We start from the raw sequence: 22,150 nt of genomic DNA, 5'->3' as shown, positions 1-22,150 counted from the left end.
ACGGCCCGACCTTCCTGCGGCGGGGGTTTCGGCACGCCGCTCGTGGGGGGGGGGGGCGGGGGGGGGGGGGGGGCGGGGGGGGGGCCCGCCGCGCCCACCGCCGGAGACGGGTCGAGACCTTCCGGAGCTGGGTCCGGCACGGTTTCGGCGCGTCCGACCGAGCGGACGACAGCTCCGTCGAACGGACCAGGGACGAACGAACCGGAGACGAGCGAACCGACCGAGCGGACGACAGCCCCCTCGAACAGACCGGGGACGAGCGAACCGGCCGAGCAGGTGACGGAGGACCCGTCGCCGGTTGTGGGTGAGTGGCGCGGCAGCTACTACTGCGGCCAAGGACAGACCGGCCTGACCCTCACCATCTCCCGGAACGGCGGCGCCCTCACCGCCACTTTCGAGTTCTATCCGCTCGCCTCCAATCCCGACGTGCCCCGGGGATCCTTCGCCATGCGGGGGACTCACACCGGCACGCGCATGGATCTTTCCGCCGACCATTGGCTCGAACGGCCGGAGAACTACCTCATGGTCGGCCTCTCGGCGGAGATCGCCGGGAAGTCACCGCAGAAGATCACGGGAACCGTCACTGACGCGGACGGCGCGGAGTCGGACAGCTGCACCACCTTCACCGTCGAGAAGAGCTGAGGCACCGGTGGAACGACGATCTGTTGATACGTCCGCGAGGCGCGGGCGTATCGGCAGGCGGGACCGTCCGGGCCGTCGAAGATCCTCATCAGCAGAGCGGTCGGTTCTCCGGTTGTACCCACGAGAACGCGTTCTGGCTCAGGTTCTGCGGAGCGGCCACGTCGAGTGACCGGATCATCTTGCGGTTGACCGGTCCGGATGGCGAGAAGGGGCCCCGGGTCAGTCTTCCGCCTCGGCCGCGGGCCTCTTGCCGAGGAACCGCTTCGCTGCCTCGACCGCTTCTCCGTTGAGTTCCTCGACGGTGACTCCCCAGCTCTCCTCCCAGCCGTCCAGGTGGTGCGCGCAGCGCACGAGGGGCTCCAGCTCTTCGGGGTGGCCGAGGTCGTAGGCGATGTCCGCCCGGATGAGGTGCGTGCCGACGGCGGGGTCCAGGGATCCGTCGGCGATCTGACCGGCGATCCAGTAGGCCGCCGCCCACTTTGCGGCACGAGGGTCCGCGGGCGGCCGGAAGAGCAGTCCCAGCTCCTCCAGTACGTGGTCGAAGAGCTCCGGCGCTTCCGGCTCTTCGCTCCGGAGGAGTCCGGCCAGCAGGGCCAGGGACGGGCTCTCGACCCCGGCGATCAGCGCGTCCAGACCTGCCTGGATGAGCCTGTCCGACCCGACATGCCTGCCGAACGCCCTCTCACGCGCGATGTGTCTGAACTGATCGAGGGCGTCGTCGCTGGTCATCAAGGTCTTCTCCATCGGCTTCCGGGAGGGGAAGGCTCGCACATCCTCCACCGCCGCTGCCATCGAGTTCCTCCCGTCGTCGGTGATGTCGTCGGTGATGTCGTCGGGGCGGGTGGGGGCGGGGGCGGGTCACTTCTGGGGCGGTTCGTTGTCGTCGCGGGCGTCGCGGCGGGCGCGGTGGAGTTCGAGCGTGGCGGTCAGGAGGGCGCCGAGGACGGTGGCGATGTCCGCGGCGAGGGAGAGGGCGTCGTTCATGATCCGTCCTTCGTGAGGTGGATGGTCACCTGGTGGTGGCCGTGGGGCGGACCATGCCGGGGAGTTGGTTTGTCCGGACCGTGAGGTCCGGACATCGCAGGTAGGTTCCGGATGGACGGGGTGTTGTTCGCGACAGGCCGGACAAACAGGGGAAGGCGACCGGGGGTTGTACGAGTGGTAGAGGCGAAGAAGCGCGGGCGCAGGTGGGCGCCGGTGCGTCCGGTGAACACGCACGCGGGGCTGCTCGCGGAGTTCCTGCGGCTGCGGGTCGACGAGTCGGGCAAAACCCTGGCGGTGCTGTCGAAGCAGGTGGGCTACTCCACGAGTCAGATCAGTAGCTACCTCAGCGGGCGCGTCCCGCCGCATGCCCTGGTCGTCGGCCTGATCGCCGCCACGGTGCCGCCGGTGCTGCGCGAGCGGCGGGAGGCCGAGGCCGTCCGGCTGCTGCGGGACGCCGAGCACCCGCCCCGCGCCGCGGTCAAGCCCGTCGTGCCGGCCCAGGGCTCCGCGGTGAGCCTGGCGCAGGCGCAGGCGGAGCAGATCCAGGTGTACGAACGCCTGACGCGGGCGCTGGAGCAGGAGGGGGAGCTGCGGCAGGCGGCGGAGAACTCGGCGCGTCTGGTGTGGGTGCTGCTGGGCATGGTGAACACCCTTGAGGCCCGGGTGCGGCAGCTGACCGGTGAGCGTGACCGGCTCGCCGCGGATGTGGCCGGTGGTGAGCTGGACGCGGCGCGGAAGAGGATCGGGCGGGCGGAGGAGCAGAAGGCGACGGCGGAGTCGGAGCTGGCCCGGGCGCGGGAGAAGCAGCGCCAGGCCGAGGAGCTCGCCGACCGGCTCCGTCAGGAGATCGAGGCCCTCACCGACGAGCTCGACCGCCTCCGCGGCGAGGGGCCCTCTCCTCACGACCACCTCCCCGCCCTCGCCGCCGCCTCACCGGCGCCGGGTGAGGAACGTGATGCCGAGGCCGACGACATCGACGCCGCGCTCGCCCGGGCGGCGGCGGTCAACGACCAGGACGCGGACACCATCGACCGCATCAGCACCGAGATCACCGGCGGCCCGGCCTCCGTTCCACCGGCGCGGCCGCTTGTTCCGGACAACCCTCTGACCAGCCCGGACACGGCGAACAAATCCGCCGCCCAGCTGAAGGAAGACGCCGAAGCGGCCGTCGAGCACGGCGACGCTCCCGAAGCGGCGCGGTTGTACGGCGCGCTCGCGGCGCTCTCGACCGCCTACTTCGGCCCGGACCACGAGGATGCCCTCACCAACCGCAGCGATCACGCTTACTGGACCAACGAATCCGGCGACCCGGCCACCGCACGCGACCTGTACTCCACCCTCGTCGACGGCTTCACCCGCGTGCTCGGACCCGACCACCAGAGCACCTTGACCAGCCGCCAGAACCACGCGGCCTGCACGGGAGAGGCGGGCGACCCGACCACCGCACGCGATCTCTACACCGATCTCATCGCCGACTACATCCGCGTCCTCGGGCCCGACCAGGAGGCCACCCTGGACAGCCGGTACCAGCACGCGTTCTACACCGGAGAAGCGGGTGACCCGGCCGGCGCACGCGACCTGTACGCCGACCTCATCACCGACCACACCCGCGTCCTCGGGCCCGACCACGAAGACACCCTGGCCGGCCGACAGCAGCACGCGTTCTACACCGGAGAGGCCAGCGACCCGGCCGGCGCGCGCGACCTGTACGCCGCCCTCATCACCGACCACACCCGCGTCCTCGGGCCCGACCACCCGGACACCTTGCTCAGTCGGCACAACCACGCCTACTACGTGGGGAAGGCCGGTGCTCCGGCCACCGCACGCGATCTGTACGCCGGCCTCATCTCCGATTCCGTACGCGTCCTCGGCCCCGACCACAGAAACTTCCTCCGCAGCCGGCACCACCACGCGGACTACGCCGGAAAGGCCGGCGACCCGGCCGGCGCACGCGATCTCTACACCGGTCTCATCGCCGACCGCACCCGCGTCCTCGGGCCCGACCACATAGAAACCCTGGACAGCCGGTACCAGCACGCGTTCTACACCGGGGCGGCCGGCGACCCGGCCGGCGCACGCGACCTGTACGCCGCCCTCGTCACCGACACCACCCGCGCCCTCGGACCCGACCACGAAGAAACCCTGGACAGTCGCGAGCAGTTCGATCACTGGGCGAGGGAAGCCGCCGGGGCGTAGCGCTGGCGGGAGCCGCCGTCTCCGTCGGGGCGTCGCTCCACCGGGGCCGGGGGTCACGTTCCTTCGAGGGAGGCGCGGGTGGCGGGGCCGTAGACGCCTTCGGGGTCTCCTGTCAGATCGCGGTCGTCCTGGAGCTGCGCGACTCCGCGGCGGGTCGACCTGTCGTAGGTGCCGGTGGTGGTGACGTAGGTGAAGCCCTGGTCGAAGAGCAGCTGTTGCAGCCGCGTCACGTCCGGTCCGGTGTCGCCCATGCGGAGGGTGCGCGGTTCGGCCGGTGCCGGTGAGGCGGTCGTCTCCCGGGGCGGGCTCTGCGCCGGGTCGTCCGTCCCGGCCGGTGCGTCGCCGGGGCCAGCGGTCGTGCCGACCGGGACGGCGGCGGGAGCGGCGGGAACTCGGCCGGGCTCCGGGGACCCCGGGGCGCCGGTGGTCGCGGTCGCGCCGTCCGGTGTCCCGCTCGGTTCTCCGGCGGTCGGGGCGGTGGTGGCCGGGGCCGCCGGCGAGGTGGCGGCGGGTACGGAGGCGGGGGCGGCCGCGGAGGGGGAGGAGGGTCCGGAAGAGGGGTCGGCGGCCTCGGGCACGTTCACGCTCGGCAGCGTGCGGTGGACCTCGGGCGGGCCGGGGTTCGGCGGCTCGCCGCCCGTCATGGCGTACAGCGCGCCGACGGCACCGAAGGCGACCAGAGCGCCGGCCGCCGCCGGCCGCCGGCCGGGGCGGGAACGGCGCTGACCGCCCCGGGAGCGGTGGTGGCCATGCGGGCGGGGCTCGCCCGTGCCCTGGGGGTGGTACGTCCGTTCGCCGGCAAGGCCGGGCCCGCCCGGCCCCGGCACGGGGGCCTGCGCGGTCGTGCCGGTCTCGGGGAGCGCGCCGGGCCGTGCCGGGGCGGCGGCGGGCCGGTCCGCCCCGGCGAGGCCCCCGGGGGAAGGAACAGGTGCGGGGGCCTCGTCGGGGTGGTGGGTCATGCTGCGTTCTTTCGGGGGTGCGGAGGGTCGGTCAGGCGCGGTTGCCGGCGTTGCGGCGGCGGACGACGACCAGGCCGGCGCCGGCGAGCAGCAGGGCCGAGGCGGCGACCGCGATGCCGGTGACGTTCCCGCCGCCCGTCTCGGCCAGGTCGCCCTCGGGCGCCGCGGCCGGCGCGGAGGAGGACGGCGAGGACGGGGTGTCGGAGGCGGCGGCACCGTCCGAGGGGGACGGGCTGTCCGAGGGGGCCGGAGCGTCCGACGCGCCGGCCGAGGCCGTCGGCGTGGTCGTGGCGGACGGCTCGGTGGAGGAGTCCGGGGTGGCGGCCGGGGCGGAGGTCACGGGGGCGGTCACCGCCGGCGTGGTCTCCTGCCCGGCGGGGGTCGACTCGCTCGCGCCCGGGGACGGCTCGGTGTCGGCGGTGCAGTCGCGGGTGCCGCCGTTCCACCAGCTGATGTTCTTCTCCTTGATGACCGGCCGGCCCGGACCCTCCGGCAGGTCGCCGTGGACCAGGCCGTCGTTCGCGTCCCGCAGGCCGTCGTACTTCACGCTGCCGCGGTAGAGGTCGACCTGGGCGTAGCACCCGGCGTCGGGGACGGCGATGTCGAGGGAGCCGGTCTCGCCGGTCTTGACCGACGCGGTGTCGAAGTCGTGGAAGACCTGGAGCCCGGAGGTGTTCCAGGTGGCTCCGTGGGTGCGGTACGAGGCGAGGGAGACGGTGCAGCCCGCGCTGTTCGCGGCGGCCCGGACCTGGAGGTGCACCTTGCCGTCGGCGCCCGGCTTCAGCGACATGTCGTCCACCTTCACGGCGGCCGCCCACGCCTGACCGTCCAGGGAGAACTCGCAGTCACCGCTCAGGTCCTGAGCCGGCACCGCGTCCTCGACCGTGTACGCGCGGGCGCCCCGCCCCTCCCAGCCCTCGCCGCCGGGAGTCCCCTGGGCCCAGGCGCCGGAACCACCGGCGACGGTCAGACACACGGCGGCCATGCCACCGACGACGGCGCCGCGCGCCGCAACCACTGCAGACATACGTTCTTTTCCGCTCTTGAGCAGCCCTCGGTCGGTGCCCGCGCCGCTTGCGGCACGGGCACCGACCGGAGGAAGGAAGGAATGGGCCGACCGAGGAAGACGTCGACCGCCCTGATCGTTAAGCAGTGAACTATTGCCGTCAATGCTTTTCGGCCTAACAAAATGATCACGAACCGCAGCCCGGCGCGGGACTCGTGCCGAAGCCCCAGTCGGGCGACTCCCGGTGGTCCGGGCAGTCGCTGACGGCTGGGCGGCACTCGGCGGCGTCACGTGGTCGCCGGTCAGGCAGCCGCCCGGGTCGCGGTCGGCGTCTTCGCGGGGTTCGCAGGCGCCGTCGAAGGCGAGCGGCAGCCGCCCCGGCCGGGGCGGGGCGGGCCGGGGCGGGGCGCGCAGGTGGCCATGGTCGGGTGGCCCCGGATCTCTTCCGTCGCTTCCTCGCCACGGGTTCCTCCGGGGCCGATCGGTTTTCTCGTGCGCGCCGGACGGGAAGGGCGCGTGCGTGCCGCGATGCTGGGGGGATGACCCCGTACCCTGCCGGTGCCCGCTCCGCCGCGTTCGACGGCCGGGCTCCGACGATCGGTGTGGAGGAGGAGTACTTCCTCGTCGACCCGCACACCCGGTCCGTCGTCCCCGCCGGTCCGCAGGTCGTCGCGCGGGTCGCGGAGGAGATGGGTGATCAGGTCACGAAGGAGTTCGACCTGTGCCAGGTCGAGGGGCGCACTTCTCCGTGCCGGACGGCGGAAGAGCTGTACCGGGACCTCCGGCGGGTCCGCGGGGCGCTGGCCGTCGCGGCGCGTGAGGAGGGGTGGGGGCTGTGCGCGTCGGGCACCGCGGTGCTCCAGGACGCCGGTCCGGCCCGGGTGGCGGACCACCCCCGCTATCGGGCCGGGCGCGATCAGTACCGCGGCATGATGGACGACTTCTCCATCAGCGCGCTCCACGTGCACGTCCATCTGCCGGAACGCGAACTGGCCGTCCTGACCGTCAATCACCTGCGGCCGTGGCTCCCCCTTCTCGTCGCGCTGAGCGCGAACTCGCCGTTCCACCGGGGACGGGACACCGGATACGCCAGCTGGCGTTCGGTCGTCAGGAGCCGTTTCCCGTGCCTGGGACCGCCGCCGTACGCGGCCTCTCTGGAGGAGTACGAGCGGCTGGCCATCGTCATCACGGACACGGAGGCCATGCTGGAGCCGGGCATGCCGTTCTGGGACCTGCGTCCCAACCCCCGGCTGCCCACCCTGGAGATCCGTGCGATGGACGTGATGCAGGACCTGGAGGACACCGTCGCGGTCGCGGTGCTCCTGCGCGCTCTGGTGGTCACCTGCGCCGATCGGGCCCGGCACGGCGACCCCGGGCCCCGGTGGGAGGGCGAGGTGCTGCGCGCCGCCTGCTGGCGGGCCGCCCGGGACGGCTGGGCCGGCGGCGGTTTCGACGCGCTGACCGGCCGGACCGCGCCGGTGGAGGACCTCGCCGCCGGGCTCGTGGCCCTGGTGCGCCCGGTACTGGAGGAGTTCGGGGACCTCGACCGGGTCACCGCCCTGTTCGACCGGACCGCCCGCCGCGGTGACGGGGCGACGCGGCAACGGGCCTGGGCCGGGGGCGGGGGCGGCCCGGTGGCCGCGGTGAACCGGCTCCTGCTCGCGACCGTCGGGAACACGGGCGGAGGCGGGAACGGGGGCGGAGGCGGGAACGGGGGCGGAGGCGGGAACGGGGGCGGAGGCGGAAGCGGGAGCGGAAGCGGTTGAGGTCAGCGGGCGGCCAGGGTGGTGACCAGGACGTCCCTGTGGCCGGGCCGGGCGGGGTCCAGCGGGCGGATCGGGGAGACGGAGTGCCAGGTCGCCCGGTCGTCGCTCAGCAGCAGCGTCCCGGGCTGGTCGAGGGTGACGGACACCAGCTCCGCGCCGTCCGCGTCGTAGACGGTGCTCCGGCCGCCGGTGACGTTCTCGCGGCCGACCAGCAGGGAGGTGACCAGGGTGACGCCGTCCTTGTGCCGTCCCTCGGGCGTCGGCCGCCCCTCACCGTCCGCCCGCGCGACGACCCGGAAGGGGTGCATCTTGACGGTCCACTCCCCCGCGTCGTCCAGACCCGCGGCGACCCGTCCGAGCATCCGGATCAGCGCGGCCGGCACGGGCCCGGCACGGAATTCCTCGGTGAGCGGTTCGAAACGGCGGTCCACGTCCACGTAGAGGGGATTGCTGTCCTGCGGCTGGACGAAGACGTCGTGGGGCATCGTCTCGATCGCGCCGGTCGCGGAGGACAGCAGGAAGTGCCCGTAGCGCCGCAGGCGCCGCGTCCCGGTCTCGGCCGCGTAGGGGTCGACCACCAGTGCGTCCCAGTGCGCGGCGAGACGCCGCCACTCCTGGACGCCGGTCCCCAGGCACCGGGCGACGTCGGCCGGATCCATGAGGTACCAACCCTGGGACGCGACAGCCCTGCGAGCCCGCTCGACCGGCCCTCGGGGATCGTCAGCGGCAGGACCGTACCCGTCCTCGCGGCCTGCCCCACGCGACTCTGCCCGTACGTCGCCGTGTCCCTCGGTCATGAGGCTCATGCTTCGATCCGGCGAGGAATGCCGCATCCGCTGCGCTCCATCCGGGTGCCCCGGCGGTGACGGAACGTGAAAGGAGAGCCCCGGACCATGTTCCATCCGCTGCAGGCGAGTGGGTGACGACGACCCCCGTCTGCTTCGGGAGAAGCTGGTACGTATCCGCAGCGCGCCGGGGCGGGCGCCGTCTTCGGGGACCGCCGGGCGGCAGTCCGTCCACGGCACACGGCCCGGCGGTGACGAGGAAGCGGAGAGGGCAGGATTCGAACCTGCGTGGACCCCTGAAGATCCGACATGGACTGATGTCCAGGTCCCCGATCAGCCGCTCCGGGCACCTCTCCCCGTGGCCCCTGAGGACCACACGACCAGTGTGCCGGAACCCACCTGACCGGCCGCTGACGCGTTGAAGGTGCGCACCGGCTTCAGTTCATGGTTCCCGCCCGGCGGTAACAGGGGTGCCGGCGGGGAGCGTTCCTCCCGAGGTCGGTCGGCGGAGGGCGTGTTTGAGGAGGTCTCGCCACAGGCGGGCGCGGCCGGGGCCGTCGAGGGCCTCGTGGGCGGCCAGGAGGCCGCCGGTGGCCGCGCCGAGGAAGCCGCCGGCCAGGACGTCCTGGCCGGCGAGGTACAGGCCGTCGACCTCGGTGCGCGGGCGCAGGCGGTCCGCGAGACCCGGGCGGGTGCCGTCACCGAAGGCGGCGACGTCCTTGGCCAGGCCGTAGAGGCTGCCTCCCGGCCATCGGGTGAAGTGCTCGGCCGTCAGCGGGGTGCCGAGTTCGTGGTACGCCACCCTCCCCCTGGTACGGGGGAGGTGGAGGTGGAGCTGTTGGAGGAGTCGTCCGGTGAGGTCGGCCTTCAGGGCGAGGTAGGCGGGATCGCGGTCGCGCCAGTGCGAGCCGTGGAAGGGAGCGAACAGCTCCGGGTCGACGTAGGCGAGGATCTCGCCGGTGGACCGGCCGGGATACCGGGCGGTCCAGGTCGGGTCCTTGGCCGAGGAGAAGGAGAGGAACAGGCCGCTCGTGTGTCCGCCCGTGCCGTCGAAGAAGGCGTCGCAGTCGCCGTCGGTGACCATCAGGTTGTGCCGGGGCAGGCCCAGTTCCTGCGGGTCGCCGTCGAGGCCGAGGAAGAGGAGCACGAAGGGGAACCCCTCGCGCATCCCCCGCACCGGGTCGGCTCGCGCGCCGGCGGCGGACGGGCTCGGGAGCAGCGTGCGGTAGGTGTGATGGGCTCCCGCCGCGCTCACCACGACCGGAGCACGCACACGGGTGCCGTCCGCGAGCACCACGCCCGTCGCCCGGGTCCCGTCCAGCTCGATCCGGTCGACCGGTGTGCGGACGAACACCTCTCCCCCGGCGGCCCGGACGGGCACGACCATCGCGCGGGCGATGGCGGCGCTGCCGCCCACCGGGTACCAGGCGCCGGTCCTGAAATGCTCGAACAGCACCGCGACGAGGAAGAACGGCAGCCTGGCGGAGGAGTCGGCCAGGAGCAGGACGGCGGGAGTGAGCACCGCCTGCCGCAACCGCTCGTCACGGACGAGGCTCGCCACCACCTCCCGGGCGGGACGCAGTGCCTCGGGCGGGACGGCGGCCGTGCGCAGCAGACGGGCCATGCGCCGTGCCACCGGGCCCGAGAGACGGCCGAGCGCGAGTGCGGGAAGTGTCGCCCGGCAGCGGGCGACGAGGCGGAACAGTGCCTCGATCCCGGACCGTTCGGCCGGGAAACGCGCGATCAGGCCGGCCTGGTAGGCGTCGAGTCCGACAGGTGCTTCGTACACCTCGTCCGCCAGCCGGTACTCGTCGTACGGGTCTCCCAGTGGCGCCCACCGCAGCGCGCCGTCCGTCAGGTAGTCGGACAGCACCCGGACCGGTTCGCGCGGCGCGAGCTGCCCGACGTAGTGGATGCCGACGTCCCACTCCCAACCGCGCCGCCGGTAGGCGTGGGTGTAGCCGCCGGCGGTGTAGTGCTGCTCGAAGACCGCGACCTGCCGCCCCTGCCGGGCCAGACAGACCGCTGTCGTCAGCCCGCCGATCCCGGAACCGATGACGACCGCGTCGTACGCGTTCCCCACCTCGCCCGGGGCGGGCGACCGGCCCACCAGTACCCCGCGCGTCATCGCATTCCCTCCGGGACGCGGAGCGCGGTCACGGGAACGCCGGGGGCACCGGGAAGACCAGGGGCGCCTGGAGCGCCGAGTACGGCGGGGACGGCAAAGGGCGGCATCTGCGGTGCTCCGGGACGTGGGAGGAGAAGAGCGCGAGAACACCCGGTGGAACGTTTCGACGGCGGCCGGGTTGTGGTGGAACCCGGGAACTCACCTGAACGAGCGGGCCGAAACGCCGGCAAAGCACGGCGGGAACACGTGGGGGGAACACGTGGCGGGGACACGTGGGGGGGGAACACGTGGTGGGAACACTTCTCACAGCCGGGTTCCGGAACGGTCGGCTCGGCCGGCGCCGGGCCGGGGACGGCCGCGCGGTCGCCCGCGGCGCCCGGCGCCCCGGAGCGGACGGTTCACGGATCGGCCCGGTGGTTCGAGCAGGGCTCGGCTCACAGGAGGCGGCGCACGGCCCGGACGATCGAGCGGCGGCGGTCGTCGGCGCTCTCGGCTCCGGTCGTGGAGGCGGGCATTCCGAAGGCGTTGCCCGGGTTCCACGCGAAGGCGAGACTCAGGACGAGGGTGAGGAGCGCGGTGGGGGAGAAATCGGCGCCGATGCCGTTCTCTTTCTGCACCGAGGCGAGCGCCTCCAGCTTCGCGTCGCGTGCGGGTGCCGCCACGGCCGGGTCGAGGTCGTGGCTGTCACCGCGCTCCAGTCGGTGCCATGTGGCGAGCCGGATGACCTCGGGGTGCGACAGGCAGTAGTCGAAGAGCCGCCCCGCGTACCCCGGGAGGTCGTCGGGGGTGAAGGGGACCGCGTTCAGGCCGTGGGTGACGTGGGTTTCGAAGACCGTGTCGAAGAGCTGGTCCTTGCTGCAGAAGTAGACGTAGATGAGGTTCTTGTTGGCGGCCGCCGCCTTGGCGATGCGGTCCACCCGGGCTCCGGCGATGCCGTGCGCGGCGAACTCGTCGGTGGCGGCTTGGAGGATGCGGGCCTTGGTTGCATCTGCGCGAGACATACGCGTGATCGTAACGAGGAACTAACCGGTTAGATGCATCCCTGGGGTGCCCTGCGTCCAGGCCGTTCATTCGACCCCGAAGGCGTCGAGGACCGCGTCCGACGCGACCAGCAGGACCGTGCACCACAGAGCGACCCCGGCCGTCAGCCAGCGGATCAGCCGCCACCGGGGGATGCCCAGAGCGGCGCCGAGTAGGGACGAGCCCCAGGTGCCGAAGAGGGCGGGCCCCGTGATGCCGAAGCCCACCACGCCGTACCGCTCGAAGACCCGCCGCGCCCGCCGCCCCGCCGCGCCGGAGAGCCGGTCGCCTGCCGGTGCGCCGCCGGACGGTGCGCCGTCGGCGGACGTGCCCGTCGCGGGACCGGTGCTCGCCACGGGACCGGTGCTCGCCACGGGGGACTTCCGGCGGGCCTGCCAGGACCGCCAGTGCGACCGGGCCCGCTCCATGGCGAACACCGCGAAGACCACGCAGCAGACGGAGCCAAGAAGCACCGCGAGCAGCACGACCGGACCGGGCAGGGAGAGTGAGAGGCCGACGGGTACCGCCGGGGTACCGAGGGCGAAGCCGGCGAGCAGGGTCCAGACGAATCTCCCCATGCGGTTCCCTTCAGCTGCGTCGTTCGCACCGTCGCGCCAGGCCCCGGACAGCCTGACTAACTAACCAGTTACTCTATAACCATGGATCATATCGACGTGGTGCGCGGAGAGTTGGCGGCCGGGAAGTACCTCCTCCTCACCACCTTCCGCCGAGACGGCAGGCCGGTCCCCACCCCGGTCTGGGTGATGCCGGACGGCCGGACGCTGGCCGTGTGGAGTGCCGCGGACGCCGGGAAGGTGAAGAGGATCCGCAACGACGGCCGGGTGACGGTCGGCCCCTGCGACTGGCGGGGCAGGCCGCTCGGCGCCTCGACGCCCGGTTTCGCCGAGGTGCTGACACCGGAAGCGAGCGCGCATTTCACCGGCCTGATGAAACGCAAATACGGGCTGCCCGCCAGAGTCGGACTGCTCGCAGGCAGACTGCGCGGCGGCTCCGAACGCGCGGTGGGCATCCGGATCCGCCTGGACGGCTAGGACTTTCGTCCGGCCGATCGTGGTCCCTCACGAACCACGAGGAACCGCCGGGAACGCCGGCCCGACATCGCGGCCGGTGCCGGGCCGCATGCCCGGCACCGGCCGGTGGAACGGTCTCCTGGGCGCGCTTCAGATGGTGAAGGGCGCCTGGGCGAGGAAGGTGTCGGTGGCCTTGCCCGACTGGAAGAGGTTGGGGCTCTGGTAGAAGGGCATGGCCTCGGTGATCTGGCGGTGGAGGGTGGAGTAGGAGCCCTGGAAGGCGCCGTTCTTCCAGGTGCGGAGCATCGTCTCGGTGAACAGGCCGTTGGGGCCGGCGCCGTCGCTGGAGGTCTGGTTGTCCTGGCAGCCGGAGATCAGCAGGACGTCGGCCTTGATGTCCTGCAGGTCCAGGGGCGGCACGGAGCGCTGGATCTCGTCGTAGAGCTCCTGGTCGCGCTGGTAGTTGCGGAACTGGACGTCCTGCGGGAGCGCGCGGACGCGGGCGCGGACCTCGGTGGGGTCGCTGGTGTCGAAGCTGCGCTCGAGTTCGGCGTCGTTGAGGAAGAGGCTGAGGTCGCGGGCGACGGTGCCGCTGTGGCAGCTGTCGGAGAGCAGGAGGATGCGGACGTCCTCGGTGAAGGTGCCGAACAGGGCGTGGAGTTCGTCGTCGACGAACTGGCGGTCGTACAGGACCCAGGTCTCGTCGCGGCGGTCGGGTTCGTCGCCGTTCTTGTCGGGGACCTGGGCGCCGTGGCCGGCGTAGGTGAGCAGGAAGATGTCGCCGGCGGCGAGCTGGGCGGCGGCTTCCTTGAGCGCGGCGGTGAGCTTCTCGCTGGTGGCGTCCCGGGTGAGGAGGGTGGCGAGGGGGGTGTAGCCGCCGGCCTTGGCGAAGTCGGTCATGGCCAGGGCGTCGTTCTCGGGGTTCTTCAGCGGGGCCTTGGTGCCGTAGCGGCTTTCGTCGATCTCGTTGACGCCGATGTGGAGGGACAGTCCTTTGGGCATGGTCGTTTCCTTCGGTCGTGGCCCGGGAGGGGTTCAGGGGGTGCGGGAGGGGCGGGGGATCTCGTGGCGTGCGTGGAAGCGCAGGGTGGGGCAGAGGACCTTGACGACGGCGAACTCGGGCTGGTGGCCGGGGGGTACGGCGATCGGGGAGCAGCCGCTGATGTCCTGGACGTGGCGGGCCAGCCAGTGGAGTTCGTCGGTGACGGTCGTGAAGGAGGCGCGGAAGGGGCTGATGGTGTGGGTGTGGTCCGCTGTGCGCGACGGCGGGCGGGGGGGGCCGTGCGGGGGCCGTCGTGGTAGAGGGGTGGCAGGTCGTCGCGGGTGCCGGTGATGGCGGTGAGGCGGCTCTGGGCCGCTTCGGTGATCGCGCGGGACAGGGCGACGGAGGGGGTGGAGTGGGCGCCGGAGCCGGCGGACCAGACGGGGAAGTCCTCGCTCCAGACGTAGGCGGTGAAGCAGGGCACCTGCCAGGGGTTGGGGACGAGGGCGATCTCCAGGTGCACGCCGGCGGTGCGGCACAGGCGGACGAGGGAGGCGTTGAGCGGGTCGGTGACGGAGTCGGCGTCGATGTCGACGCGGCCGTCGTGGCCGGTGCTGTCGAGGCGGGTGAGGCTGTCGCGCTCGATGACTTCGTACAGGGCGTGGAGGGCGGCTTCGTGGGGGGTGTTGCCGGAGGCCAGACCGTTGCTGGAGGGCTGGAGGCCGGGGGGCTGCCAGGGGCGGCCGGCGGTGAGGGTCAGGCGGACGGCGTCGAGGGGTACGGGGACGGGTTCGCCGGTGATCAGGTCGGTGCCGGTCACCCAGTGCAGCGGGGTGCGGGGGGTAATCAGGGTGCCCGGTTCGTGGTCCAGGTCCATCAGGTCGTAGGGCAGGTCGAGGGCGGTGGCCGGTGCGCGGGTGAGGGCGGGGTCGGGTTCGACACGTTCGGCGTGCCGGAGCTCGATCGCCTCCGTCGCGGCGGAGAGCTTGGCGAGGAGGGGGGTCTGGCCTTTGCCCTGGGAGACGGCGAGGGTCCGGGAGAGCGGGCGGACGGCCATGGCGACGGGCAGGCCGAGGGTGTCCAGGCCGGTGACGTCGGCGACGCGGGTGATGCCGTGCTCGGCGAGCCGGGGCCGGATGAGCCTCCAGGTGTCGTGGGGGTCGCGCACGCGGTGGGTGCCGTCGGTGAAGACCTTGAGGGCGGCGGCCTCGGGGCCGGGTGCCGGGGAGTGGAGGTGGGGGGCGGTGGTCGTCACGTGGTTTCTCCGGCGCCGGTCGGGGCGGGGTGGGGGCGTCGCAGGAGGGCGAGGGCGGCGTCGACGGCGGCGGGGACGTCGGGGAAGCCGCGGTCGCGGGCGCGGGCGAGCAGGGCGGCGCGGTCGTCCTCGGGCACGTTCCAGACGGTGTGCAGGTGGAGGCGGGCGTCCCGGCGGGTCCAGTGCCGGCCCTCGCGCGCCGCCGGGGCCGGGGCCGCGGGGTGCGGGCCGGCGGACCGGCCGAGGAGGGCGTGGAGCCGGTCGCGTTCGGCGGGCGGGGCCAGGGGCGGTCGGGTCGCGCGGGTCAGCGCGGTGGCCAGGGCCTGCTCGTCGTCGAGGAGTTCGGCTTCCCGGGGGGTCAGCCAGGCCGTCCTCTGCTCGGTGGTCAGGCGCGTCGGACGCGGTCCGTCGATGCGCGCCGCCACGAAGGCGGCCCAGCGGCGGGGGAAGTCGGGGTCGTGGAGGCGCTGTTCGCGCAGGACGTCTCCGAGCGTGACGGTTCCCGGCCCGTCCGGGTCGGCGGGGAGGAAGTCGGTGACCGTTTCGTCGAAGAACGTCGTTCTCCACCCCGGGTCCCCGGTCCAGTTCCGCGGTGGTGTCGCGGGCGGTGTGCCGAGGCGGGTGTGGGCCAGTTCGAGCGCGGTCAGGGCGTCGCGGGCTTTGAGGCTGTGGGCCAGAGGGTCCTTCGCGACGAGGCGGGCCGCGGTCTCGGCCTGCCCCGCCGACCGGGGTGCTGTGCGGGCGAGGTGGTGGCGGATGGCCGCCCAGGAGCGCCGGGTGTACGGCAGGGCGGTGCCGGTGCGCAGGATCTGCTCGGCGGCGTCGGGGGTGAGGGTGCCGTCCGCGGTGAAGCGGGTGAGCTGGTGGCGGAGGTCGACCAGCGCCAGGGTGAGGGGGCGGTGGGGTGGTTCTTCGGTGTGGGTGACGGCGACGTCGGCGTCGGAGTCGATGTCGCCGTCACGGTACTGGCGGTAGATCTCGCCGGCGCCGGTCATGCCGTAGGCGTCGAACTCCGCGGCGCGCAGGGCTCCGATGCTGGCGGCGCCGATGACGGCCGTGCCGCGGGCCAGGGCCCACAGGATCTCCTCGTGCCGCAGGGGGAGGCTGTGGTGGTAGAGGCCGTCGATGATCACGGCGGTGTCGCCGGGGCCGGGATCGAGGCGGATGAGGTCGCCGTGGCGCGCGGGGCCGTGGAGGACGGCCGCGGGGAACCGTTCACGGACGGTGTCGGCGGGCAGGGTGGGCCCGATGAAGACGTGGACGTTCACTGATCCGGTTCCCGCGGGAGTCGTGGCTGGAGGAGGGGTGCGTCGTCAGCGTGTCGTCCGGGCGGCCGTCAGCCGGGCGACCTGGTCGCGCAGGTCGCTGATCTCCCGCCGGTTCTCTTCGAGGAGCCGGTGCAGGGCCTGGATGCAGACGAGGGCGACGCCGTTGGTGTCGACGAGGCTGATGGTCTTGTCGTCGCCGCCCAGACCGAAGGCGTCCCACCAGTCCTGGGCCATGGGCCCGAGGTGGCGGACGTCGTCGGGATCCGCCCGGTATCTCCAGGTGCTGACGGGCAGTTCGACGACCTTGCGCAGGACGTCGTAGCCGTTGAGGGGCGGGCAGTCGGCGACGGGGGGTGCTTGGGAGGGGGGCGGCCTGCGGAACGCCTCGTCGGCGTTCCGCAGGCCGGCGGGCCGTGTTACCACGCGACCGCCGTGACGTCCGTCTTCACGGCGCGGTCGGAGATCGTCGCGGCGCGCGGCTGCACCGGCACCGGCCGGACGCCCGCCTGCTCGTCGGCGGCGGCAGCGCGGCCGAGTCCGCCCCGCTCCTCGCGCTGGCCGAGCGGTGCGGGATCACCGACCACGTCCACCTGCACGACTCCGTCCCCCACGACGAGACGGCGCTCTACTACAGCGCCGCCGACGTCACGGCCGTCCCCTCGCACTACGTACCCTTCGGCCTGGTCGCCGTCGAATCGATGGCCTGCGGCACCCCCGTGGTGGCCACGCGCGTGGGGGGACTGGCCTGGACCGTGGGAGACGAACGCCTCGGCTCCCTCGTGCCCCCGCACGACCCCGACGCCCTCGCCCACGCGCTCCTCACCGTCCTGGACCGGGGGCGCGAGCACTACCGCGCCGCGTGCCTGGAGCAGGTGGCCGCCCGCTTCACCGCCGGCCTCTGGACGAGCGGCATCCTCACCACGTACCGGTCCGCGGTCGACGAGGGATCCCGCGCCGGCACCGCGCACACCCCGGCTCCGTGACCCACGAGACCGTATGGGTGATCGAAAGCCTGGTGAAGGCCACCTGGTACCAAGACGTCGTCTTCCGCCACGTCACAGGCGCGTCCCTGGAGGAGAAACGGGACCGCGTCCGCATGGTGATGGCCACCATGACGGTGCACGCCCCTTGCCTCCTGCGCCGCTGTGTCGAGATCACCTGCCACGACGACGGCACCGAGGACCGCACCGTACTCGTGCACAACTGCTGATCCCTCACTCGGGCCGGCACGCCCATGGCGGCCGGCCTCCCCGTGAGGGGCGTCTGACGGCCGCGGCTCGGTCACCCGGTGGCATCCACGATCACCGTGCTTGCCCAGCGGGGAGCGGGGACGGCCGCCCCTGTCCTTGCCGACGACCACACGGTGCCGCCGTCCTCCCCCTTCACAGAATGCCTATTCCTGAAGGTCGGCCTGGAACGAGTAGACGCGCAGCCCAGGAGCCGGGGTGACGACCAGGTTCCCGAGCGCAATGGGGCGGGGCATGTTCAGCGGTGACATGCTTCCCCCACCCGTGAGCCGGCATGTGCTTCCAGGCCCAGGTGCCCATCGCCGCAGCGGTCAGGACAGCGAACGCAACCGCCAGGGCACGGATCCGCCGCCTGCCACGCCGGCGCTTCCGGGCACCGGGGGCGGTCGTGCCAGGGGCTGTGACGGCGAAGGTGCTCCGGTCGTCCGAGGACAGCATGGCCAGCAGGGCGTCGGACGCGGGACGGTCAGCAGGGTCCTTCACCAGGCAGGCGAGTACGACAGGACGCAGTTCCGCGGGCAGCCCGTCGGATTCGGGTCCTCGTGCACCGCGTTCCAGGCGACCGCCCATGCCGACTCGGCGTCGAACGGGCCGTGGCCCGTGGCCGCGTAGACGAGTACGGACCCGAGGCTGACAATGTCCGCCGCCGGGCCCGCGGCCCTGGGGTCACGGAACTGTTCGGGCGCCATGAACAGCGGAGTGCCCATGACCTCTCCGGTGACCGTCAGAGGAGCCTCGTCCACGATGCGCGAGATCCCGAAGTCGATGACCCGGGGACCGTCCTCGCCCGCGGCGTGAGGGCGCTCGGTCACTTCGTCCTCCGACTCGGGCGGCCGTGCCTGGGCTCGTCTCGTGCGGGTCTGCGTGGCGGTCGTCGGGTTCCTGGTCGGGTTCCCGGTCGGTGTCAGCGCTTGATGCGTCCGCGGACGGCGAGGACGGCGAGGGCGAGGAGGGCGGGTTCGAGGATGCGGGAGGTCATCTCGATGTAGGTGCCGGTGGTGGTGAGGTCCTGGCCGCTGGAGCGGAAGACCACCGAGTTGAGCGTGACGCTCAGCGCCTTGTCGAAGCGTTTGCCGGTGAACCTGTCCCGGGTGGGGTTCTTCGGGTCCTGCTTGTCGATGACGAAGGTGACGGTGCCACCGCCCGCCGGGACGGTGCCGGTGGCTTCCTGTTTCGGGGACGACGCCGGCAGGCCGAAGGCCATCAGCAGCACGATGGTGGCGAGCATGAAGGCCGCCAGCCAGCCCAGGGCACGTGAGGCCCGTAGGCCGTAGCCGGAGAGCAGCCAGTAGGCCCACAGCAGGCCGCGTTCCGTCTTCGGGGTGCCGGTACGGTCGTGGCGGCGCATCTCGCACTCGCCGTAGTAGAAGTCGGCGGCCCCGGGTTCGTTCTTGCCGTCCTCGAACGCCTTGCGCAGCTGCCGGTACAGGGCGGCGACGTCGTCGGGATCGGGGGTGCGGGCGGGGTCGAGGTGGTGCGGACCGGTGCGCCACCGGCGGGGCTCGGGCGGCGTACCGGTAGGGGCGGAGGGCTGACCGGCGGCCTGCGCCCGCCAGTGGTGTTCCTCGGCCAGCGTGCGCCGGCGGGTCCAGCGGACGGGGGCTATGCCCTTGCGGTGCCAGCCGGTCGGGGTGGGCGCGAGGGTGGTGCGGCCCTCCAGCCGGAGCTGGTCGAGGTGGAAGGCCCCGGAGAACAGGCAGTCGGACAGGTCGGTGTCGGTCAGCACCAGATGCGCGGCGTCCACGCCCTGCACCGACACCACCCGCACCGCGCCGCTGCCCGGCAGCCGGCCCTCGTCCAAAACGTCGCCAACGGTGTTGGTGAACGGGGTGGGGTGGGCGGTGACGGCGAGGGGGGGGCCTCCAGGACCGCGTGGCCGAGGTCCACAGCGGCGTGGCGGACCCGGACGGTCGCGGTCGACTGCCAACGAGTCCGCGTGCACAGGACCTCCTTCGCCGAGATCTCCAGCGTCACCGGTGCACCGAACACCGCCCCCGACAGATCCACCGTCCCCCCGCACACCACCGGCCCCCACCCCGAAGCTGCCGAGAACTGTGCCCCGCCGAACTGGGTGTCACCGGAGAACTGCACCCCGACGAACCCGACGCCATCAGAGAACTGCGCCTTGTCGAACACGGCGTCGCCGGAGAACCGCGCTCTGTCGAGCACGGCGGTTCCTGAGAACTGCGCCCTGCCGAACTGGGCGGTACCGGAGAACCGCGCCCCGTCGAACCGAGCGGCTCCGGAGAACTGCACCTCCTCGAACAACGCGGTTCCGAAGAACCGCGTCCCGTCGAACCAGGTGTCGCCGGAGAACCGCGCCCCCTCGAACAGGCCGTCGGAAAACTCCGCCCTGCCCAGCAGGGCGTCGCCGGAGAACCGCACCCCGACGAACCGAGCGGCTCCGGAGAACTGCGCCTCCTCGAACAGCACGGTGCCGGAGAACTGCGCCCTGCCGAACTGGGCGGTGCCGGAGAACTGCGCCCCGTTGAACCGGGCGGTGCCGGAGAACTGCGCCCCGCCGAACCAGGCGTCGGAGAACTGCGCCCCGCCGAACCGGGCGGTGCCGGAGAACTGCGCCTCGTCGAACTGGGCGGTGCCGGAGAACTGCGCCCCGCCGAACTGGGCGGTGCGGGAAAACTGCGCCCCGCCGAACCAGGCGGTGCGGGAAAACTTCGCTCCGCCGAACCAGACGTCGTCGGAGAACTGCGCCCCGCCGAACCGGGCGGTGCGGGAGAACTGCGCCTCGTCGAACAGGGCCGTGCCGGAGAACTGCGCCCCGCCGAACTGGGCGGTGCCGGAGAACTGCGCCCCGTTGAACCGGGCGGTGGCAGAGAACTGCGCCCCGCCGAACCGGGTATCGCCGAAGTGGGGGTGCGTGGTGGTGGGATCGCGGACGGCGTCCAGGAGGCGGTTGAGGAGGTCTTCGGTGAAGGGGGTGCCGCGGTGGTCGATGTCGGCGCCTGGGGCCAGGCCGGCCAGGTAGGTGTCGCGGTCGGCGTCGGGCAGGTGGGCGAGGCAGGCGGTGTGGCCGGGGACGTGGATGCCGCGGCAGCCGACGGGATCGGCGGAGTCGGCACCGTGGGCGCAGTGCGGCCAGGACGGGGGCGGGGGTGTGGTCATGGTGGCGGCTCCAGAAGCGAGGCACTGTCGATCACCGGGTCTACCAGTCCCCGCCCTGTTCTGGAGCCGGTTCGTGCAGGCCGCTCGCGGTGGGCGACAAGCGCGCTCCCCAGGGGCGTTGGTGGTGGAACGGACGGTGCCGTCTTCCGCGTACGGCTTGAGACGCCGGTACGCAGCTGGTGCCGTGCCGCCCGCTCCTCAGGGAGCGGACCGAGAGCGCCGGCCGCTTCGTCCTCCGGCCCGGCCGCCCGGGTCCTCCGCGTGGGCCGCGCCGTGTCGTGCGCTCCGGACGGCGATAAAATCGGTTATGGACGGTTTGTTGCGTACCGTGCCGCCTCCGTGACGTGAGGTGGCGCCGGATTCCGTCCGTGAGGGGCCGTCCCCGCACCGGTACGGCGGTCCCGCTGGAGGGTGGTGCTCTCGATGAGTCTCACGTCCGGTCTGCACAACCCCCGTACGCCGCTGCGCCGGTTCCTCGACCGTGAGCTGTCGGCCGGTCCCCGGCCGCTGCGGCGGTCCTACCGCTCCCGCTACCCGCAGGACCGGATCCTGCTGCCGCCGCCGGGTGTGGGCACGGAGGCGGGGACGGTGGGGACCGCGATCGACCACCGGCTGCGCCTGGCGTTCTGCGCCGCCCACCCGTTCGGGGAACCGGCGCGGTTCGGGGTGATGACCCTGCCCCAGGACGAGGTCGGCGACCGGATGCGGGCGGTGGGGGAAGACCTCGAAGACCGCCTGGGGGAAGTCGCGGCACAGCTGGAGCTCGACAACCGCGGCCGGCCGCTGGAGTGCGCCCAGGACGAGGAGGAGGACCTGGCGCGGATGCTGATCGCGGCGGCCTGGTACCAGGTCCACACCCGCAGCCCGCTCGGGTTCGCGTACACGCCGCTGTCGCTGGCCGCCCACGAGGACCCCGCCGGCTTCACCCTGGAGCGGCTGCTGGCGCTCCCGCACCCGGACATGGTCGAGGACGTCGTCGCGCAGGTGTACCGGGCCGCGGACGGCGCGCTGGCCGGTCTGCGGGCCCGTACGTCCTCGCGGGACTGCACGGCCGGACCCACCTTCCCCGACTTCGGGGCCCGGATCACCGCGGACGCCGACCTGGCCGCCGACGGCGTCCTGATCGACTTCAAGTCCACCCGCCACCCCCAGACCCTGCGCCAGCACGACGCCTGGCAACTGCTCGGCTACCTCCTCCTCGACGCCTCCGACGGCTACCACGTGGACACCGTCGGCGTCTGCTTCACCCGCAGCGGGGTGCTGGCCACCTGGAGCGTGGAGGAGTACCTCGACCTCCTCGGCACCTGCCGGCGCGACCTCGCCGAACTGCGCGCCGTCTTCGCCCGGCTCCTCAACGGCTGCACCGCCGACCTCGAACCCTTCGAGCCGGACGACATCGGCCGCGTCCAACGCCTCCTGGCCGAGCTGGAACCCCAGGCCGCCCCCGGCCACTGCCTGGTGTGCACCCAGCCGCTTCCCGCCGGCTCCCGCAAGAGCTTCTGCTCCGCCTGGTGCGCCACCCGCGCCTCCACCCTGCGCCACCGCGGACACCTCTCCCCCACCAGCGGGCCCGTCCCGCCCGAACACCGCCGCCGGCCCGCAGAACCGGGCGACGGGTGGGAGGTCATCGGCGTCACTCCCGTGCGACGCGCCCAGGAGCTGTCCGGCCGAACGCGTCCGGCTCCTTCGGCACCGGCCGTGGACCGGCGCCGCGTCGACCCGGCTGATGCCGGGTCCCCCCGCGAGGAGGTGACCCTG

General features: G+C 72.9%; 22 protein-coding genes and 1 pseudogene. 7 read left to right on the top strand and 16 right to left on the bottom strand.

Going from position 1 to position 22,150, the window contains the following annotated elements; genetic code table 11:
- Window positions 1-300: 300 nt before the first annotated feature.
- The gene (locus AB0E83_RS30880; RefSeq protein WP_362119205.1) at window positions 301-642 is read left to right on the top strand and encodes a hypothetical protein; all 342 of its coding nucleotides are present in this window, start codon (window positions 301-303) and stop codon (window positions 640-642) included.
- 219 nt (window positions 643-861) lie between these two features.
- On the opposite strand, the gene AB0E83_RS30875 is transcribed toward AB0E83_RS30880, so the two are convergent.
- Window positions 862-1,371, bottom strand: coding sequence for a hypothetical protein (locus AB0E83_RS30875; protein WP_362119202.1), 510 nt, complete (start codon window positions 1,369-1,371; stop codon window positions 862-864).
- A 129-nt stretch (window positions 1,372-1,500) separates the two neighbouring features.
- On the bottom strand, window positions 1,501-1,626 hold the full coding sequence (locus AB0E83_RS30870) for a hypothetical protein (RefSeq protein WP_362119199.1): 126 nt from the start codon (window positions 1,624-1,626) through the stop codon (window positions 1,501-1,503).
- Window positions 1,627-1,848: 222 nt separating this feature from the next.
- Between AB0E83_RS30870 and AB0E83_RS30865 the strand changes: the two genes are divergently transcribed.
- Window positions 1,849-3,822, top strand: a complete 1,974-nt coding sequence (locus AB0E83_RS30865; protein ID WP_362119196.1) for a tetratricopeptide repeat protein — start codon at window positions 1,849-1,851, stop codon at window positions 3,820-3,822.
- A 53-nt stretch (window positions 3,823-3,875) separates the two neighbouring features.
- Here AB0E83_RS30865 and AB0E83_RS30860 read toward each other — a convergent pair whose 3' ends face one another.
- Both AB0E83_RS30860 and AB0E83_RS30855 read right to left on the bottom strand, forming a co-directional pair.
- Window positions 3,876-4,781 carry a peptidoglycan-binding domain-containing protein gene (locus AB0E83_RS30860; RefSeq protein WP_362119193.1) on the bottom strand — a complete coding sequence of 302 codons (906 nt, stop codon included), beginning with the start codon at window positions 4,779-4,781 and terminating at the stop codon, window positions 3,876-3,878.
- A 31-nt stretch (window positions 4,782-4,812) separates the two neighbouring features.
- The gene (locus AB0E83_RS30855) at window positions 4,813-5,808 is read right to left on the bottom strand and encodes an LPXTG cell wall anchor domain-containing protein (RefSeq protein ID WP_362119190.1); all 996 of its coding nucleotides are present in this window, start codon (window positions 5,806-5,808) and stop codon (window positions 4,813-4,815) included.
- Window positions 5,809-6,326: 518 nt separating this feature from the next.
- On the opposite strand from AB0E83_RS30855, the gene AB0E83_RS30850 reads away from it, so the two are divergent.
- Entirely contained in the window at window positions 6,327-7,553 is a 1,227-nt protein-coding gene (locus AB0E83_RS30850) for a glutamate--cysteine ligase (protein ID WP_362119187.1), read from the top strand.
- Between the two features lie 2 nt (window positions 7,554-7,555).
- Here AB0E83_RS30850 and AB0E83_RS30845 read toward each other — a convergent pair whose 3' ends face one another.
- The 5 genes and pseudogenes from AB0E83_RS30845 to AB0E83_RS30825 form a co-directional block, all read right to left on the bottom strand.
- Complete coding sequence (locus tag AB0E83_RS30845; RefSeq protein ID WP_362119185.1) at window positions 7,556-8,212, bottom strand: 2OG-Fe dioxygenase family protein; 657 nt, start codon at window positions 8,210-8,212, stop codon at window positions 7,556-7,558.
- A 389-nt stretch (window positions 8,213-8,601) separates the two neighbouring features.
- Window positions 8,602-8,694 (bottom strand): annotated as a pseudogene (locus AB0E83_RS30840).
- Window positions 8,695-8,780: 86 nt separating this feature from the next.
- Window positions 8,781-10,466 (bottom strand): NAD(P)/FAD-dependent oxidoreductase, encoded by a 1,686-nt coding sequence (locus AB0E83_RS30835; RefSeq protein WP_362119184.1) that lies wholly within the window; start codon window positions 10,464-10,466, stop codon window positions 8,781-8,783.
- A gap of 434 nt (window positions 10,467-10,900) precedes the next feature.
- On the bottom strand, window positions 10,901-11,467 hold the full coding sequence (locus AB0E83_RS30830; RefSeq protein WP_362119182.1) for a TetR family transcriptional regulator: 567 nt from the start codon (window positions 11,465-11,467) through the stop codon (window positions 10,901-10,903).
- A 66-nt stretch (window positions 11,468-11,533) separates the two neighbouring features.
- Complete coding sequence (locus AB0E83_RS30825; protein WP_362119180.1) at window positions 11,534-12,064, bottom strand: hypothetical protein; 531 nt, start codon at window positions 12,062-12,064, stop codon at window positions 11,534-11,536.
- Between the two features lie 81 nt (window positions 12,065-12,145).
- On the opposite strand from AB0E83_RS30825, the gene AB0E83_RS30820 reads away from it, so the two are divergent.
- A complete protein-coding gene (locus AB0E83_RS30820) occupies window positions 12,146-12,538 on the top strand; it encodes a PPOX class F420-dependent oxidoreductase (RefSeq protein ID WP_362119178.1) in 393 nt (130 codons plus the stop codon).
- 129 nt (window positions 12,539-12,667) lie between these two features.
- Here AB0E83_RS30820 and AB0E83_RS30815 read toward each other — a convergent pair whose 3' ends face one another.
- The 4 genes from AB0E83_RS30815 to AB0E83_RS30800 are packed head-to-tail and all read right to left on the bottom strand — an operon-like array spanning window position 12,668 to window position 16,445.
- Window positions 12,668-13,519: a caspase family protein gene (locus tag AB0E83_RS30815; RefSeq protein WP_362119175.1), complete on the bottom strand. Its 852-nt coding sequence runs from the start codon at window positions 13,517-13,519 to the stop codon at window positions 12,668-12,670.
- Window positions 13,444-14,754 carry a YcaO-like family protein gene (locus AB0E83_RS30810; protein WP_362119172.1) on the bottom strand — a complete coding sequence of 437 codons (1,311 nt, stop codon included), beginning with the start codon at window positions 14,752-14,754 and terminating at the stop codon, window positions 13,444-13,446. The genes AB0E83_RS30815 and AB0E83_RS30810 overlap by 76 nt, the downstream gene beginning before the upstream one ends.
- Window positions 14,751-16,022, bottom strand: a complete 1,272-nt coding sequence (locus AB0E83_RS30805; RefSeq protein WP_362119170.1) for a TfuA-like protein — start codon at window positions 16,020-16,022, stop codon at window positions 14,751-14,753. The genes AB0E83_RS30810 and AB0E83_RS30805 overlap by 4 nt, the downstream gene beginning before the upstream one ends.
- Window positions 16,023-16,067: 45 nt before the next feature.
- Entirely contained in the window at window positions 16,068-16,445 is a 378-nt protein-coding gene (locus AB0E83_RS30800; protein ID WP_362119167.1) for a tail fiber domain-containing protein, read from the bottom strand.
- Here AB0E83_RS30800 and AB0E83_RS30795 point away from each other — a divergent pair.
- Together AB0E83_RS30795 and AB0E83_RS30790 are read left to right on the top strand one after the other, a co-directional pair.
- A complete protein-coding gene (locus AB0E83_RS30795; RefSeq protein ID WP_362119164.1) occupies window positions 16,436-17,005 on the top strand; it encodes a glycosyltransferase in 570 nt (189 codons plus the stop codon). The genes AB0E83_RS30800 and AB0E83_RS30795 overlap by 10 nt on opposite strands.
- Window positions 17,006-17,022: 17 nt before the next feature.
- Window positions 17,023-17,232 (top strand): hypothetical protein, encoded by a 210-nt coding sequence (locus tag AB0E83_RS30790; RefSeq protein WP_362119161.1) that lies wholly within the window; start codon window positions 17,023-17,025, stop codon window positions 17,230-17,232.
- A 516-nt stretch (window positions 17,233-17,748) separates the two neighbouring features.
- On the opposite strand, the gene AB0E83_RS30785 is transcribed toward AB0E83_RS30790, so the two are convergent.
- The 3 genes from AB0E83_RS30785 to AB0E83_RS30775 form a co-directional block, all read right to left on the bottom strand.
- On the bottom strand, window positions 17,749-18,081 hold the full coding sequence (locus AB0E83_RS30785; RefSeq protein WP_362119158.1) for a hypothetical protein: 333 nt from the start codon (window positions 18,079-18,081) through the stop codon (window positions 17,749-17,751).
- 92 nt (window positions 18,082-18,173) lie between these two features.
- On the bottom strand, window positions 18,174-19,013 hold the full coding sequence (locus AB0E83_RS30780; RefSeq protein WP_362119155.1) for a hypothetical protein: 840 nt from the start codon (window positions 19,011-19,013) through the stop codon (window positions 18,174-18,176).
- The gene (locus AB0E83_RS30775; protein ID WP_362119152.1) at window positions 18,989-20,392 is read right to left on the bottom strand and encodes a pentapeptide repeat-containing protein; all 1,404 of its coding nucleotides are present in this window, start codon (window positions 20,390-20,392) and stop codon (window positions 18,989-18,991) included. The genes AB0E83_RS30780 and AB0E83_RS30775 overlap by 25 nt, the downstream gene beginning before the upstream one ends.
- A 423-nt stretch (window positions 20,393-20,815) precedes the next feature.
- On the opposite strand from AB0E83_RS30775, the gene AB0E83_RS30770 reads away from it, so the two are divergent.
- Window positions 20,816-22,150: hypothetical protein (locus AB0E83_RS30770; RefSeq protein ID WP_362119149.1), on the top strand; the 1,335-nt coding region annotated here is incomplete at its 3' end.

This window comes from Streptomyces sp. NPDC035033, assembly GCF_040636735.1.
In the GTDB taxonomy this organism is placed as follows: Bacteria; Actinomycetota; Actinomycetes; order Streptomycetales; family Streptomycetaceae; genus Streptomyces.
Note: the sequence above shows the minus strand (reverse complement) of the source record. Positions and strands in the feature narration are given on the sequence as shown.